This is a genomic window from Anaerostipes hominis (ex Lee et al. 2021) (assembly GCF_002270485.1).
In the GTDB taxonomy this organism is placed as follows: domain Bacteria; phylum Bacillota; class Clostridia; order Lachnospirales; family Lachnospiraceae; genus Anaerostipes; species Anaerostipes hominis.
This window is the reverse complement of sequence record NZ_NQOG01000002.1, coordinates 293,694-308,955: the sequence shown is the minus strand read 5'-3', so window position 1 is coordinate 308,955 and position 15,262 is coordinate 293,694. Positions and strand designations below refer to the sequence as shown.

The 15,262-nt window shown below is 44.6% G+C and carries 16 protein-coding genes; 8 read left to right on the top strand and 8 right to left on the bottom strand.

Annotation, left to right across the window (positions count from 1 at the left end; translation table 11 throughout):
• Positions 1 to 68 precede the first annotated feature (68 nt).
• Genes CI597_RS04000 through CI597_RS03970 form a run of 7 tightly spaced genes read left to right on the top strand, consistent with a single transcriptional unit; the run spans position 69 to position 4,951 of the window.
• Positions 69 to 482 carry a PTS sugar transporter subunit IIA gene (locus tag CI597_RS04000; RefSeq protein WP_024727985.1) on the top strand — a complete coding sequence of 138 codons (414 nt, stop codon included), beginning with the start codon at positions 69 to 71 and terminating at the stop codon, positions 480 to 482.
• On the top strand, positions 479 to 955 hold the full coding sequence (locus CI597_RS03995; protein ID WP_024727986.1) for a PTS sugar transporter subunit IIB: 477 nt from the start codon (positions 479 to 481) through the stop codon (positions 953 to 955). The genes CI597_RS04000 and CI597_RS03995 overlap by 4 nt, the downstream gene beginning before the upstream one ends.
• Before the next feature lie 14 nt (positions 956 to 969).
• The gene (locus tag CI597_RS03990; RefSeq protein ID WP_006568889.1) at positions 970 to 1,734 is read left to right on the top strand and encodes a PTS mannose/fructose/sorbose/N-acetylgalactosamine transporter subunit IIC; all 765 of its coding nucleotides are present in this window, start codon (positions 970 to 972) and stop codon (positions 1,732 to 1,734) included.
• Between the two features lie 12 nt (positions 1,735 to 1,746).
• Positions 1,747 to 2,571: a PTS system mannose/fructose/sorbose family transporter subunit IID gene (locus CI597_RS03985; RefSeq protein WP_024727987.1), complete on the top strand. Its 825-nt coding sequence runs from the start codon at positions 1,747 to 1,749 to the stop codon at positions 2,569 to 2,571.
• 10 nt (positions 2,572 to 2,581) lie between these two features.
• Positions 2,582 to 3,346, top strand: a complete 765-nt coding sequence (locus CI597_RS03980) for a ChbG/HpnK family deacetylase (protein ID WP_024727988.1) — start codon at positions 2,582 to 2,584, stop codon at positions 3,344 to 3,346.
• A gap of 17 nt (positions 3,347 to 3,363) precedes the next feature.
• On the top strand, positions 3,364 to 3,996 hold the full coding sequence (locus CI597_RS03975) for a ketohydroxyglutarate aldolase (RefSeq protein WP_024727989.1): 633 nt from the start codon (positions 3,364 to 3,366) through the stop codon (positions 3,994 to 3,996).
• Between the two features lie 4 nt (positions 3,997 to 4,000).
• Positions 4,001 to 4,951 (top strand): phosphoglycerate dehydrogenase, encoded by a 951-nt coding sequence (locus CI597_RS03970; RefSeq protein WP_024727990.1) that lies wholly within the window; start codon positions 4,001 to 4,003, stop codon positions 4,949 to 4,951.
• Between the two features lie 67 nt (positions 4,952 to 5,018).
• On the opposite strand, the gene CI597_RS03965 is transcribed toward CI597_RS03970, so the two are convergent.
• The 7 genes from CI597_RS03965 to licT form a co-directional block, all read right to left on the bottom strand.
• Positions 5,019 to 7,124, bottom strand: a complete 2,106-nt coding sequence (locus CI597_RS03965) for a PTS transporter subunit IIABC (RefSeq protein ID WP_024727991.1) — start codon at positions 7,122 to 7,124, stop codon at positions 5,019 to 5,021.
• 63 nt (positions 7,125 to 7,187) lie between these two features.
• Positions 7,188 to 8,123 carry a type I phosphomannose isomerase catalytic subunit gene (locus CI597_RS03960; protein WP_024727992.1) on the bottom strand — a complete coding sequence of 312 codons (936 nt, stop codon included), beginning with the start codon at positions 8,121 to 8,123 and terminating at the stop codon, positions 7,188 to 7,190.
• Positions 8,124 to 8,143: 20 nt separating this feature from the next.
• A complete protein-coding gene (locus CI597_RS03955; RefSeq protein ID WP_024727993.1) occupies positions 8,144 to 8,515 on the bottom strand; it encodes a DUF956 family protein in 372 nt (123 codons plus the stop codon).
• A gap of 136 nt (positions 8,516 to 8,651) precedes the next feature.
• Positions 8,652 to 9,563, bottom strand: a complete 912-nt coding sequence (locus CI597_RS03950; RefSeq protein ID WP_024727994.1) for a PTS system mannose/fructose/sorbose family transporter subunit IID — start codon at positions 9,561 to 9,563, stop codon at positions 8,652 to 8,654.
• A gap of 18 nt (positions 9,564 to 9,581) precedes the next feature.
• Positions 9,582 to 10,382 (bottom strand): PTS mannose/fructose/sorbose transporter subunit IIC, encoded by an 801-nt coding sequence (locus CI597_RS03945; protein WP_024727995.1) that lies wholly within the window; start codon positions 10,380 to 10,382, stop codon positions 9,582 to 9,584.
• A 35-nt stretch (positions 10,383 to 10,417) separates the two neighbouring features.
• Entirely contained in the window at positions 10,418 to 11,404 is a 987-nt protein-coding gene (locus CI597_RS03940) for a mannose/fructose/sorbose PTS transporter subunit IIB (protein WP_024727996.1), read from the bottom strand.
• A gap of 271 nt (positions 11,405 to 11,675) precedes the next feature.
• The gene (gene licT, locus CI597_RS03935) at positions 11,676 to 12,506 is read right to left on the bottom strand and encodes a BglG family transcription antiterminator LicT (protein ID WP_024727997.1); all 831 of its coding nucleotides are present in this window, start codon (positions 12,504 to 12,506) and stop codon (positions 11,676 to 11,678) included.
• Positions 12,507 to 12,866: 360 nt separating this feature from the next.
• Between licT and CI597_RS03930 the strand changes: the two genes are divergently transcribed.
• On the top strand, positions 12,867 to 13,682 hold the full coding sequence (locus CI597_RS03930) for a YihY/virulence factor BrkB family protein (RefSeq protein ID WP_024727998.1): 816 nt from the start codon (positions 12,867 to 12,869) through the stop codon (positions 13,680 to 13,682).
• A gap of 253 nt (positions 13,683 to 13,935) precedes the next feature.
• On the opposite strand, the gene CI597_RS03925 is transcribed toward CI597_RS03930, so the two are convergent.
• Complete coding sequence (locus CI597_RS03925) at positions 13,936 to 15,156, bottom strand: 6-phosphofructokinase (protein ID WP_024727999.1); 1,221 nt, start codon at positions 15,154 to 15,156, stop codon at positions 13,936 to 13,938.
• Positions 15,157 to 15,262 lie beyond the last annotated feature (106 nt).

Here is a 15,262-nt window from a genome sequence, read left to right as displayed (position 1 = left end):
AGGATATGCCCAAGTGATGTAAGCGCATACAGAACGAATTACCATTTAACGGATAAAGGAGGATGTAGATGACAGACATTATAGTGGCGACACACGGGGGACTTGCAGAAGGTATGATCGATGCATTGGAACTTATGATAGGGAAGCAGGAAAATATATGGTTTCTTGGATTGCGGCATGAGGATAGTATTGATACTTTTATCAAAAGGGTCGATTCTTTCGCCGCGGGCACAGATCACGATATCTTATTCATGACAGACTTATTAGGGGCCAGCCCATACAATGCCGCAGCCCAGGCGATTCATCATAACAGGGACAAACATGTTATCTGTGTGTCGGGAATTAATTTATCTATGCTGGTGGAAGCAGCTTTGAAAAGAAACGATATGAAACTGGATGAGCTGGCAGATTATCTTGTTGAGACCGGAAAACAGGGAATTGCTAAATTATCATTAAATATGGAGAGAGGAGGGACATTATGAGCAAAATAGTATTATCACGGATTGATGACCGTTTGATTCACGGTCAAGTCATGACAGCATGGGTCCAGCATGTGGGAGGGAATGAAATTGTGATCGTCGACGACAAAGTCGCAAAGGATCCATTTTTAAGCGCAGTCATTACAGGTGCAGTACCAAAGCACCTAAACGCTCAGGCAATGACTATTGACGACGCCGCAGAGTATTTAGAAAAGATAAAAGATGAGGATAAAAACATTATTATTTTAGCAAAGGGACCCAAGGTTTTTCTGGATTTGCTTGAAAAAGGTGTCCAAGTAAAAGAAATCAATTTAGGCGGAATGGGTTCTACTCAAGAACGAAAAAAATTATATAAAAATATTTCAGCAAGTGATGAAGAAAGAGATATGTTGAAGCAATTGTCAGCACAGCATGTACATGTCTATATTCAGGTCGTGCCAAATATGGAAACTGTAGAGATAAATAAAATACTTTAATCGGAGGGAGAATCATGCATATTTCAATTTTACAGGCAGTTTTGATTGGCCTGGTCTACTATTTGGGAGCAAATGGGACACCATGGCTTACTGTTAACATGAGCTGGGCGTTGAGAAGGCCTTTAATATCCGGGATCCTGGTTGGTCTTATCTTAGGCGATCCTGTCAAAGGCTGTATGGTCGGTGCGGCGATCAATGTAACCTATCTTGCACAGATTACGGCAGGCGGCGCCCAGACCATGGATGAGGGCCTGGCGGGAACTGTCGGAACAGCACTGGCAATCATTTCAAATGCGTCTACAGGAGTCGCAGTGACACTTGCAGTACCGATTTCCTTACTGGGCAACTTATTATGGATGATTTATATGACAGGGGATATTTTCATTGTCCATAGAACCGATAAAATCGCGGAGACAGGAGATGTAAAGAAAATCATTTTCTATAACATCGTTCCTTCCCAGATTTTTAAGTGCATCATTTATACCATTCCGGTGGCAATTGCCGTATACAGTGGGTCAGGTGTTATTACAAGCATGCTGCAGGCATTAAAGGGAACACCGGTGATTGATGTATTGACTACGATCGGGACAATTCTTCCTGCCCTTGGTATTGCAATGAATTTTAAAGCTATCTTATCGAACGCTGGGGCAAAAGCATACTTATATCTGCTGTTAGGTTTTATTTTATCTATTTATATCAACCTGCCACTGGTGGTCATCGGTATTTTAGCAGTGATTATAGCACTTTTACAGAACAGCGAAAGTTCAGCTTTAAGTTAGGGAGGAATCAACATGGAAACCATAGAAAAAAAGAGATTAAGTAAAAAAGATATCATCAAGTCCTATCTGATCTGGACATTCTTCAGCCATTCAACCTACAACTATGAACGAATGCAGGCCTCCGGGGTGCTGCATACCCTGGCGCCGAGCCTGGAAAAATTATACGGAAAAGAGACACAGGAATTAAAAGACGCATGCAAACGGCACATGGAGTTCTTTAATACAGAACCTAATGTAGGAGGCTGTATCTTAGGGATTACTCTTGCCTTAGAAGAGCAAAAAGCAAACGGTGAAGATGTAGACGAAGAAATGATTTCAAGCATCAAAACAGGTTTGATGGGACCTCTGGCAGGCATCGGCGACACAATCTGGCAGGGAACGTTATCCCCCATAGCATTGGGTATTATCCTTGGAATGGCAAAGGCCGGAAACTTCTTAGGACCGATCATCTACCTGATAATCATTGGCGTTGTGTTATTCGGCCTTGGTTACTTATCCTATACCAAAGGTTACTATATGGGACGCGAAGGAATCGGAAAGATCATCGGAAGCGGTTTATTAAACAAAGTAACCGAAAAAGCAACCATCGTCGGGGCAACGGTACTGGGAGGACTGGTGGCATCCTATGTAACTGTATCCTGCGGATTAAAGTTAAATTTAAGCACAGGTACACTGGACGTACAGACTGCGGTATTTGACAGTATCTTAAAAGGTATCCTGCCGTTGGGAATCACTCTATTAACTGTATTTATGTTGAGAAAAAAAGTTAATGTCAACATCATATTGCTCGTGCTGATCCTAATTGGCACAGTGGGAACACTGATCGGATTCTTTTAGAGGATAAACCATGAAGATTATACTAAATGCTGACGATTTTGGATTGACTCATGAAGCAAATCTGGGAATCGCAAAAGCCTTCGATGAAGGTTTCTGCTCCCAGGCTTCTGTGGTGACCAACACGAATTATTTTGATGAGGCAGTGTCCCTGGCAGAAAAAAATGACTTTAAGCACAAGGTCGGCTTACATATCAATCTGTTCGATGGGACCCCGTTAACCGCCGGGATCAAGAAACTGAAACAATATGCCAGATCAGATCTGTTTGATTTTCACCCCGATTTTCTGCACCGGGTTACACCAATGTACGCAGATGTCATCGCAGAGGAAATAGAAGCACAGATCCAAAAGTATTTAAGCGGAGGTTTTTCTCTAATGAATATAGACTCCCACCACTGTGCATTTTATGATATTCCGGTTCTTTACGGATTGATACCCTTGTTAAAAAAATACAAATTTGAATCTGTCCGTTACATTGGAAACAGTTTTTTTAACGGGAGTAAATGGCGGCATTTCTACGGCACCCAGTGGAAGAAAAAAATGGATCAGCTGCACCTTCGTCATACAGACTATTCCAGCAGTGTGGCCACCTTTGATAAAAACCGCAAAAGCCGGAATCCTCAGCTTATGAAGGCAAAGAAGGCAGAGGTATACGTTCATCCTGTCTTAGTTGAGGGATATTTTATTGATAACTACACAGGCGGTACGCATCTTAAGGATAGTTTCAAAAAGACCAAATTAGACAAAATGAAATTTATTACATCCAGAGACTTATAAAGAAAGAAGAGATAAGAATGAAAAAGGAAGAAATTATTTTAGGAATCAAAAAAACCGGCTTAATGGCAATCGTCCGGGTAGAAACCGTGGAACGTGGTTATGAGATTGCCCAGGGATGCCTGGATGGCGGAGTCAACGTGCTTGAAATCAGCTATACCAACAACAACGCCGGAGAAGTGATCTCTGCTTTAAAAAAGAAATATAAGGAGGATCTGCTGGTCGGCGCGGGCACCGTCCTGGACGGAACAACGGCCCGCCTTGCAATTATGAGCGGGGCACAATTTATCATTGCCCCTTGTTATGACGAAGGTGTCGCGCAAATTTGCAACTTATACCAGATTCCATATGCGCCGGGATGTACTTCTTATACTGAAATGTTGACGGCACTAAAGGCAGGCGCATCCTTTATAAAGGCATTTCCAATCTCCAATTACTACGGCCCCAGCTTAGCTAAAGTGGTAAAAGTGCCATGCCCCCAGGTGCCGGTCATGGCGTCGGGCGGAGCTGACTTCGACAACCTTGCAGAGTGGTTTGAAAACGGAGCTGACTGCGTTGGCCTGGGCGGATTACTTACCAAAGGTTCCACAGAGGAAATTGCGGCAAACGCAAAAAAGCTACGTGATATTGTAACAGACGTAAGAAAAGGATGAGCCTATGAAAACGATTCTAGTAACACCGAGAGGGTATGCAAAATACGGCAGTAAAGCAGGAAAACGTTTAGAAGCACTTGGCTATGAAATGGACGTCAATCATACAGGCAGACCACTTCCAAAAGACGTGTTTGCAGAAAAAGCAAAGCGGGCGTCCGGGATCATCGCGGGTGTTGACGAACTGAATGAAGAACTCCTCCGGGAATGCAGGCACCTGAAAGCCATTGTGAAATTCGGGGTTGGGACCGATAATATTGATCTTTCTGTCTGTGAAGAACTAGGGATTAAAGTCGGCCGCTGTATTGGAACGAATTCCAATGCAGTCGCAGAACTCACCATCGGAATGATGTTTGCGGCTGCAAGGCATATTGTGAGTAATGCTATAAATGTCAAAAGTCACGGTTGGAACAAACCAACAGGACTGGAACTCTTTCATAAGAAAATTGGTATTATCGGGTTTGGTAATATCGGAAAACATGTTGCAAGAATAGCAAATGGGATCGGAATGGAAGTTCTGATCTATGATATGTTTGACGCTGCCCAAGATGTACTGGCTGAATACAACGCAAAACAAACATCTGTGGAACAAATCCTGAAGGAATGTGATTTTATCTCCATCCACGTGCCGCTTACACAAGAGACAAAGGACATGATCTCAATCAAAGAATTTAAAATGATGAAGGACACGGCTGTTTTAGTAAATGCAGCCCGGGGCGGAATTGTAAACGAATATGCACTTTACGAAGCATTAAAAAGCAAGGAGATCTACGCCTGTGCATCCGACGTCTTCACCTCAGAACCTCCCCAGAGGGAACCTTGGATTGATGAGCTGCTCAAGATGGATCACTTTATCCAGACAGCCCACATCGCATCCCGTTCAGTAGAGTCTGAAATCAATACTGTGAATGCAGCAACTGATACGATGATCCAGCTTTTACAGGATCAAAGTAAATAATTCTCCAGAAAAAAGATCTTCCTGCAGACATTTGCAGAAAGATCTTTTTTACATATAAGTTCTATTTCTATTTTTTTAATGTCAGCACTTTTGTTCCGGCTTCCAGGTGCCCGGTATTTTCTATGGTGATGCTTGTATACTCTTCACTGTTGCTCACCACCACCGGTGTTGTGACAAAGTAACCCTCCTGTTTGATCTCTTCAAGATCAAACTCAGCGATCCGGTCCCCTTTTCTCACTCTCATGCCTGGCTCTACCTTCACATGATGATATTTCCCGGCAAGTTTCACCGTATCAATTCCCATATGGACCAGGACCTCAGCACCGCCGCCGGACGTGATGCAGATGGCGTGCTTTGTATTAAACACCGCAGTGACCGTGCCGTCTACAGGCGAAATCAGGTTTCCGTCAGAAGGTCTTACGGCAAATCCCTGCCCGAGCATCGCTTCTGCAAAGACCTCATCTTCCACTTCATCCAGTTCTACTACTTCTCCATTGATCGGCATACAGACAGTTTCCACTGCCACCTCCGGCACCTCTTCTGCCACAGGGACTCTCGGTGCTTCCGCCGCTCTGTCAGACAAGCTGCTTGCCAGATAATCTTCCAGATTGGACTTTATCACAGTGACCATCGGTCCATAAATGATCTGAACCCCGTCGCCTTTCTTTACGATGCCCCGGGAGCCGCTTTCTCTCAAGATTCTGTCGTTTACCCTGCCAGGATCCGAGATCGTACACCTAAGACGCGTCACACAGCAGTCCACATCTTTCACATTTGATTTACCGCCCAGGCCGGCAACGATCAGAGCCGATATATCAGACCCGTCAATTTCAGGGCTGCCCTCCAAAGGTTTCTCAGCCACATCAGCTCTGGTATATAATTTTATATTCTGGTCTTCCTTTTCCCGCCCCGGAGTCTTCAGATCCAGCTTCCTGATCAGAAAACTGAATAAAAAATAATATACTGTAAAATATACAATCCCCACCGGAATGAACATGAGCCAGTTTGTCTTCGACTGACCCTGCAGGGTACCGAACAGGAACATATCAATGATGCCTCCGGAAAATGTCAGGCCCACACAGATCTTCAGCATATGCATGAGCATATATGCAGCTCCCGCGAAAACGCAGTGGATCGCATACAATCCAGGCGCCACAAATAAAAAGGTAAACTCAAGGGGTTCCGTGATGCCTGTGAGCATCGACGTCAGCGCCGCAGAGGCCAGCAGGCCGGCCACCGCTTTTCTTTTATCCGGCCTTGCACACCTGTACATCGCAAATGCGGCACCCGGCAGTCCAAAGATCATCAGCGGAAATTTGCCCGTCATAAATCGCGTGGCGGACACTGCAAAATGGATAGTTCCAGGATCGGCCAGCTGGGCAAAAAAGATATTCTGGGCGCCTTCGACCATCTTTCCGCCGATCTCCATTGTACCTCCTAACGAAGTCTGCCAGAATGGCAGATAAAATACATGGTGCAGGCCGAACGGGATCAGTGCCCGCTCCATGACCCCGTAGATAAACGTACCGAAATACCCGGAAGCGCTGACCATGCCCCCTGCCGCGTACATTGCATCCTGAATGGGAGGCCAGATAAAATACATCAGGATTCCCACAAATACAAATACGACCGTACAGATCACAGGCACAAATCTTGTCCCACCGAAAAAGGACAATACTTCCGGAAGCTTGATTTTATAAAATCTATTATGCAGCGCAGAAACTCCAAGTCCAACGATAATACCGCCGAACACTCCCATCTGCAGGGAGGTAATCCCCAGAACAGAAGCCGTTGCACCCTCACGCATGGCTTCTGCTCCTCCGTTTAAAGAAATCATAGCCGATATGGCTGTGTGCATGATAAAAAACGCGATAGCTCCTGCCAGTGCAGCTACTTCTTTTTCAGCTCTTGCCATACCCACGGCTACCCCAATGGCAAAGATCAGCGGCAGGTTCCCAAACACAGCATTTCCACAGTCCCCGCAGACTTTCAAGATTGCGTACGGAATCGTATCTGGTCCCATAACCCCCATCAGGCCATAGGCATTGAGCATCGTTTCATTTGTCAGTGATTGTCCGATTCCCAGCAGCAGCCCGGCCACAGGCAGGATTGCGATCGGAAGCATGAAGGACCGTCCCACACGCTGTAATACCCCGAATATTTTGTCTTTCACATTTTCCCTCCTAAAATACCTCATATCAAAGACATACCTGATTTTTCGGCTTTATAATTCAGGTCACAGCGTTGCGATCATAACATCCATTGTCCCGCCGAAAACAGTTTCCTTCTGATCCGAACAGATAAGGAAATGATCTCCCTTTTTAACACTCTGTCCATCGATCATCCCTTCTCCTTCTATCACGCTGACCATCTGGAACGGCGCATCGTTTTCTACTGTATTTTTACCGTTTAACCGATAGCAGTCCACTTTAAAAAATTCGCTCTCAACATATCTTACTTTCGTTCCGTTTTCCAGCTGAGTTTCACGGAAGGATTTGCTGCTGCCAATCTGTGCAGGCACATTGGTAACGTCTATGGACTGCTGTACATGCAGCTGTCTTTCGTTGCCGTCCTGATCCTTGCGGTGATAATCATAAACGCGGTAAGTGATATCGGAGGACTGCTGGGCTTCATAGATCAGAGATCCGCTGCAGATGGCATGCAGTGTCCCGGAAGGGATGTAAAAGAAATCCCCCTTCTCGATGGCAAAGGAATTCAGGAGATTGTCATAGTCGTCTTCCTCGATTGCTTTGATAAACTCATCCTTTGTTTTCGCGTGATGGCCCATGACCATCTTAGTGCCCTCATCTGCCTGAAGCACATACCAGCATTCTGTCTTTCCCAGAGAGTCTTCGTGAACCCTTGCATACTCATCGTTGGGATGAACCTGCACGGATAAGTCATCTCTGGCGTCAATGATCTTTACCAGCAGAGGGAATTCCTCTCCCTCTATATTGCCGAACAGTTCCCGGTGGTGTTCAAAAAGCCATGACAGTGTCTTGCCGGCAAACTCACTGTTTTCAATCGTACAGTCACCGTTTTTATGGGCAGAAACTGCCCAGCACTCCCCCGTATGGTCGCTGGGGATCTCGTATCCATACACATCCTTAAGCTTATGTCCGCCCCAGATCATCTCTTTAAACACTGGTTTCATTTTTAAAATATGTCCCATAATCTTATCCCTCCTAAGACTTATTTGTTAAACTTGGCTTTTAACTTCTTTTTGATCACTCCAAAAAAGCTTAAAGAGCGGACCATATGGTCTGGCGCAACATACTTGCTGACCGCACGCAGCACTTTCTTCGGCTCTTTTGAGGCAAAAGAATAGGTTCCGTTTTCTTTTGTCTGGATCGCATAGCGCGGAATGTGTTTTCCCTTAAACATGACTGAGGCAATCACGTAGTCAACTTCCTTCCATGGAATCTGAATATAATCATTTACATTCCGGTCATTATAAAATTCAAATCCTTTATCGCCGATCATGATCTTTCCATAACTGTTCAGACCGTGATAAGAAGTTCCGCTGATCACCAAATCTACTTTTGTATTTATTGACTGAGCCATAGCAACTCTCCATTTCTAATTTATTCTTATACAGTATCCTAAACATTATATCACGATATTGTTCAGTAAACAAAGTGGGAAAGTCCACTTCAAAGAATAAAAAAAGTTCGGATTGCTCCGAACTTTTTTCATTAGCTTATAACAATCCGATAAGGTGTCCGCCAATACCAACTAAGAATAATGCGATGATAATGATGATCGGTGAAACATTTTTCTTCAGCAGCCACATACAGAATAATGTTAATAATAATGGAACTAATCCAGGAATCAAAGAATCCAGGTTGTTCTGTAAAGTTGTGATCTTGGTAGGGGTCAGTGACAGGCCTGATGCATACTGCTCAAATGCCTGCTGGATCCCCTTTGCTCCCTCAGGAAGCTTGCCCCAGTCAATGTACGCTCCCTCACTTAATGTAACTTTAGATACTACCGGCTGGAAACTGATGGATACCCATCGCTGAACCAGTGATCCAAGGATAAACATACCGAGGATAGATGCACCTTTTGTGACTTTCTGCAGTAATCCGCCGGAAAGGTCTTCTGTGATCTTTGCGCCGGCTTTGTATCCGAATTCCTGTGTGTACCACATGAACCCCCAACGGATCACGTTCCACAGTACGAAGAATAAGATCGGTCCTAAGATGTTTCCTGTCATTGCGAGGGATGCACCGAGAGCTCCGAGGATCGGACGTACGGTAAACCAGAATACCGGATCTCCGACACCGGCCAAAGGTCCCATCATACCGACTTTCACACCCTGGATCGCTGCGTCATCGACCTCTGCCCCATTTGCACGCTCTTCCTCTAATGCCAGTGTAACACCGATAACCGGAGAAGCAACATACGGATGCGTGTTGAAGAATTCCAAGTGACGTTTTAATGCCGCTGAGCGTTCTTCTTCTGTTTTATATAACTTTTTGATCGCCGGGATAATTGAAAATGCCCAGCCACCGTTCTGCATACGTTCATAGTTCCAAGAACCCTGAAGGAAGGTAGAGCGCAATGCAACGGACAATCGTTCCTTCTTACTTAATGTAACTTTTTCTGCCATTTTTCATACCTCCTTCAATTAATAATTATTCAGAATATCGCCGAGCGGATCACCTGTATTGCTTCCTCCGCCGCCTGAAGAACCGCCGCTCTCAGACAGTGTAAGGTAAATCAATGCCAGAGATACACCGATAGCTCCCAATGCGATCAATGTCAGATCTGAAAGTGCAGCAACACAGAAACCGATTGCAAAGAACGGCCAAACTTCTTTTGTTGCCATCATGTTGATAACCATCGCATAACCAACGGCTACGACCATTCCACCGCCGATTGCCATACCGTCTGTAAGCCATGCCGGCATAGATGTCAGGAATTTCTGAACGGTTGTTGCCGGGATAAACAGAAGCGCTCCCGCCGGAATCGCAATACGGAGTCCCTGCATAGCGATGGCAATGATATGCCACAGTTCAACACCTTTGAAATTTGCTTTTTCAGCAGCTGCATCCATACGGTGAACACATGCCACGGAAAGTGTACGTACAACCATTGTTAAGAATAAACCTGCAACTGCCAAAGGAATCGCAACTGCGATGGCAGTGCTGACACCTGAGGTGCCCTGTCCTCCAAGGACTAAGATGATAGCGGAAGCTACAGAAGCTAACGCGGCATCCGGTGCAACAGCGGCGCCGATGTTTGCCCATCCCAAAGCGATCATCTGTAATGTACCGCCCAAAATAATACCTGCTTCTAACTGACCGGTCACAAGTCCAATTAATGTACACGCAACCAACGGCTGATGGAACTGGAATTCATCCAGAACTCCTTCCATACCAGCTAGAAAGGCAACTATAATAACTAAAACGATTGAAATTGCTGACATTATAATTCCTCCTCTATTTTCTGAATGTGTGAAGCCTAAGATAACTCGGCTTCTGCTTTTTTAATGATCTCATCCATGTTTTCTTTAGAATCGCTCGGCACCTTACGGACATCAAAGCCGATTCCATGTTCCTTTAATTTTGCAAAAGTCTTGATGTCTTCTTTTCCGAGAGATACAACTTTGCTCACGGCTACTTTTCCGACAGAATGAGCCATGGAGCCGATGTTGAGTTCCTTGATGTCCACTCCGCCTTCGATGGCACGGAGAGCATCCTGAGGCGTCTCAAAAAGCAGCAGTGCTTTTGTGTTTCCAAAGCGGGGGTCTTTTGAGACCTCGATCATTTTGTTCACAGGAACAACATTGGCGCGTACCCCTGGAGGTGCAGCCTCCTGAATCAGTTTTTTACGCAGATCGTCATGCGCTACCGAATCGGATACGACGATGATCCTGTTCGGCTGTGTTGTCTTTGTCCATGCAGTTGCCACCTGTCCGTGAAGCAGACGGGAATCAATGCGGGCAAGCACAAATTTGATATGTCCGTCTCCTAATACGGTTCCTTCCGGGATTGCTCCCTGAGGCTGTGCTTCTGCCTGCTGTCCGGCTGCCGGTTCCTCCTTCGGTTCCAGAGACTCCGGATAAATGCGCACCCCTTCTTTTCCGCTTCCGGCGATCTGAACCGCAACTTCGTGAGCTGTCTCCATCGTCATACGTGAGCCATAGGCATCGATCAGCATCGGCAAGTTTAAGCCGGCTACAATCGCCCATTTGTCCTCATGTTCTGATACAAGTCCGTTTGCCTGATTGAATGGAGTTCCTCCCCAAAGATCGACTAAGAATAATACTTCGTCCTGACTTTCAAAAGAAGCGATTGCATCTTCCATCTTCTTTCTGATGTCATTTGGCCCTTCGCTCGGCTGCAGTGTTACAGCTGCCACATCGGGCTGGTCACCGAAGATCATGGATCCGGACTGCATAATACCATCCGCAAATCCGCCATGCGTAGCAAGAATAATTCCTACCATTTAAACATTCCTCCTTTTCTAATTATCTTTCGGAATCTTTATTCTTTTATATTAACCAAGAATTCAGGTTCCTATTTATAAAATCCCCCGCTGGGGGTGATTTTACGTGAAACATTAATGAAATAAAAAAACCTGACTCAAACACCGGATCTTTTCAATCCACACAGCTCAACAAATTTTGCAAAACATATGAATTCAAAAATCCTTCGGTTTGAATCAGGTTTAGCCTGCATTACCAGTAACAATCCTTATTCTAAATCAATATGAACTTTTATCTTGTAATCACTCTCTTGATATGGACGGTGAGATACATCATTTCCTCATCCGTTATATCATGGTTGCATGTATTCTTTATATAAATTCTGATCTTTTCCACACAGTCAAGACATTCCTGATACTTGTTTCGGATAATCTCCTGGAACTCTGTGTCGTCACTCTCCACTTCATTGCCCGTAAAGATCCTCTGTGCAAAAAACTTCAAGTGGGTGATAAACCTTTCGTAAAAAACGGATTCTTTATCCATCTGGTCAGGAAAACACTCCTCAACAATCTTTAAGATATTCTGCGTAAGCTTGGTCATGGAAACCATCTCCGTCATATCCAGATCCAGTTCTGCATTGACAATATGCAGTGCGATAAACGCCGCTTCATCCTGCGGCAGAGTGACCTTTAGCTTCCGCTCGATCATGCGGATGGCAGCCTGCCCGATCAGATATTCCTGGTAGTAGAACTTCTTAATCTCCCATAAAAAGGGATTCTGGAAGGGAACACCCATCTCTACCCGTTCAATGGCAAAATTAATATGGTCTGTGAGAGAAATATAAATATTGTCATTGATATTCTTTTGCAAAGTGTCTTTTGCATATTGAATAATTTCATTACATATTTCCAATCGTTCTATGGGGATGTCTGCTACCATCTGCTGAAAGCGATGTGTCATCCCATGGTCTTTCATTATGTAAGTCTTCTCGACTTTATCTGAGTCGATCACATCTCCGGGATGTCTCCGAAAGCCCAGTCCTCTTCCCATTAGCACCACTTCACGATGGCTGTTATCTTCTGAAATTACAATATTATTATTTATAATTCTTGTAATTTGCACAGTTCCACTCCGTATTGTAAAATATTCAGTTAAGAAAAAAAATAAACCACACCTATCGAAATCTATCTGTATAAATCTCATAAGTTGGTTTAGCCTGCATTACCAGTAACAATCCTTCTTTCGTATTCCTTAACTTATTTCCAATTTTATCAAACCCTGCCCCCTATGTCAACCACTTTCTTTATAATTTGTTTATAAATTTTTAAGATTTATTCTATATAAAACAAAGCTTCCTCTCCTGCTGTCCCGGTATTCCTATGGCGTTCAGCTTTTTCTTGAGTATTTCAAACGCTTATGATAGAATATATAAACTATTTGTATAAAATTTTGCTATATTAATATGATCTGAGAGGTATTTATATGTTAAAGTTAATCGCCCTTCTGAATTCCGTGATCGCGAAAGCTCAGAAGGATCATATCACTGCCTTTTCCGCTCAGGCAGCATTCTTTACGGTGCTTTCTTTTTTCCCGTTCCTGATCGTTGTGCTGAGCCTGATGCGCTTTGTTCCCGTGACGCCGAAAGACCTGATCGACCTTGTAAACTACTATCTGCCGGAACAGTACAGTGTCAGCCTGGTTGCCGTCATCAATTCTTTATATGGAAAAATCACGACAACCTACATGTCATTCACGATCATCACACTGCTGTGGTCCGCATCAAAAGGTATCCTTTCCATGATGACCGGTCTAAACACGATCCACGAGATCCCGGAAAAACGGAATTACTTTGTGCTCCGGTTTATCTCCACTATGTATATTGCGTTCATCGCGGTAGCTGTCCTGATCGGGATTATTGTGCTCTTATTCGGAAACACACTGCTGAACCAGCTGTATCAGTTTTATCCGTTTCTGTCCAACCAGCATATTATATTTTTGCTGATCCGTTTCGGCATTGCATTTTTTATATTTTTCCTGGTATTTTTCATCATGTACCGCTTTCTTCCAAGTGAACACTTCAAAGCCAAGCAAGTCATGCCGGGAGTGATATTCAGCTCAGCGGGATGGATCATTTTATCCTCCCTGTTTTCAATCTATTTTGATAACTTTAAATTTTTCAGCATTATGTACGGAGGGCTTACCGGTATTCTGCTCACCCTGTTCTGGCTGTATTTTTGTATGATGATTCTGTTCATCGGAGCCGAACTAAACCAATATATTATGAAAAACCGCAAATAAAAAAGAGGAACTTTTCTTCCAGGACACTGACAGAAAAGTTCCTCTTTTTTCGCTACTAGAACAAAGTGGGCAGGCCCACTTCAACGCCCCAACCCCTCACTCTTTGAGGGGCTTTTAAACTTTGCGTGCCAGATGCAATTTGCCGCAGGCAAATAATTTCCTTACGCATCTGTGCACAACCCGCGGAGCGTTTTTATTTCATAGGGAAGGTCGTAGAACTTTCCTATGAAATAAGAAATTCCTACGGAATCCCCTAGAGAATGAAATGTTCCGGGACTCCGTCTTTATACGGAATCCGCACTTCCCCCTGAATCAGAGGTCTTAAATAATCCACCAGCTCCTCCGTGATGTCGTGTCCGTCCTCTGTAATCCATTCAAGAGGCACTGTCTTTTCAACATTTGCAATCTTGGACAGATCGGCCAGTACGATCTCCACCTGGTAGTTATCTCCCGGCATCCGTTTTAAAGCGGACATCTTGCCGGTCTCGCCCCGGATGGCGCTGACGGCGGCAAAGGCCCCCAGATTTCTGGATTCGATGATGTCTGTTTCACTCAGCATGTATCCGGCGCAGCGCTGAAGGATATTGAGTTCCACAGAGCGGACCTTGCAGCCAATCTTATCCGTTATCACCTGCTCCAGGTATTTTCCGATGCCCGACAGGTATTTATGTCCAAAAGCATCTTCTTTCCCGGACTTCATTTCTTCTCCGACGTAATTTCCCCGGGCATCCTTTAATCCTTCGCTGACTGCAATGATGATGTTATTTTCCCGATCCAGCGCTTCCTTTACATCTTTCACAAAACGTTCCGTATCAAACGCCCTCTCACACAGGTAGATCAGCTGGGGCACATTTCTTTCTTCATTTCTTGCGAGGGCCGCACTGGCCGTCAGCCATCCTGCATTGCGCCCCATGACTTCCACAACCGTCACAGACGGAATATCATAGACATAGCAGTCGCATGCAATCTCTGTAAAAGCGGTGGCAATGAATTTGGCCGCAGAGCCAAAACCCGGACAATGGTCTGTCTCTCCAAGATCGTTGTCGATGGTCTTCGGAGCTCCCATGATCTTGATATCATCCACTCCGTGTTCCCGACAGTACACGGAAAGCTTATAGACGGTATCCATAGAATCGTTTCCGCCGGTGTAAATAAAATATCCGATATTATTTTTCCTTAAGATCCGGATGATCTCCTCAAACTCTCTCTTATCTTCTTCCGGATTTTTCAGCTTCCAGCGGCAGGACCCCAGCGCAGCTGCCGGAGTCATGGCCAGCAGATCTCTTGTTTCAGTTTTTTTGCATATGTCATCCAGTATCACAAAATTCTCGTTTAATACTCCTTTGATCCCATTCAGTGCACCGTATACATGTTCTACCCGGCTGCTCGCAAGCCCTGCGTCGATCACGCCGGTAATGGTGGCATTGATCGCCGCCGACGGTCCTCCTGACTGTGCCACTAGCATGTTTTTCATCCTTAATGTCCTCCTCATTCAGCTGCAAAATTTCTGCACATATTCTAAAATTCTATTTTTTATTATATCGTGTTATAATAAAAACCACAACAATAAAAGGAGGTTC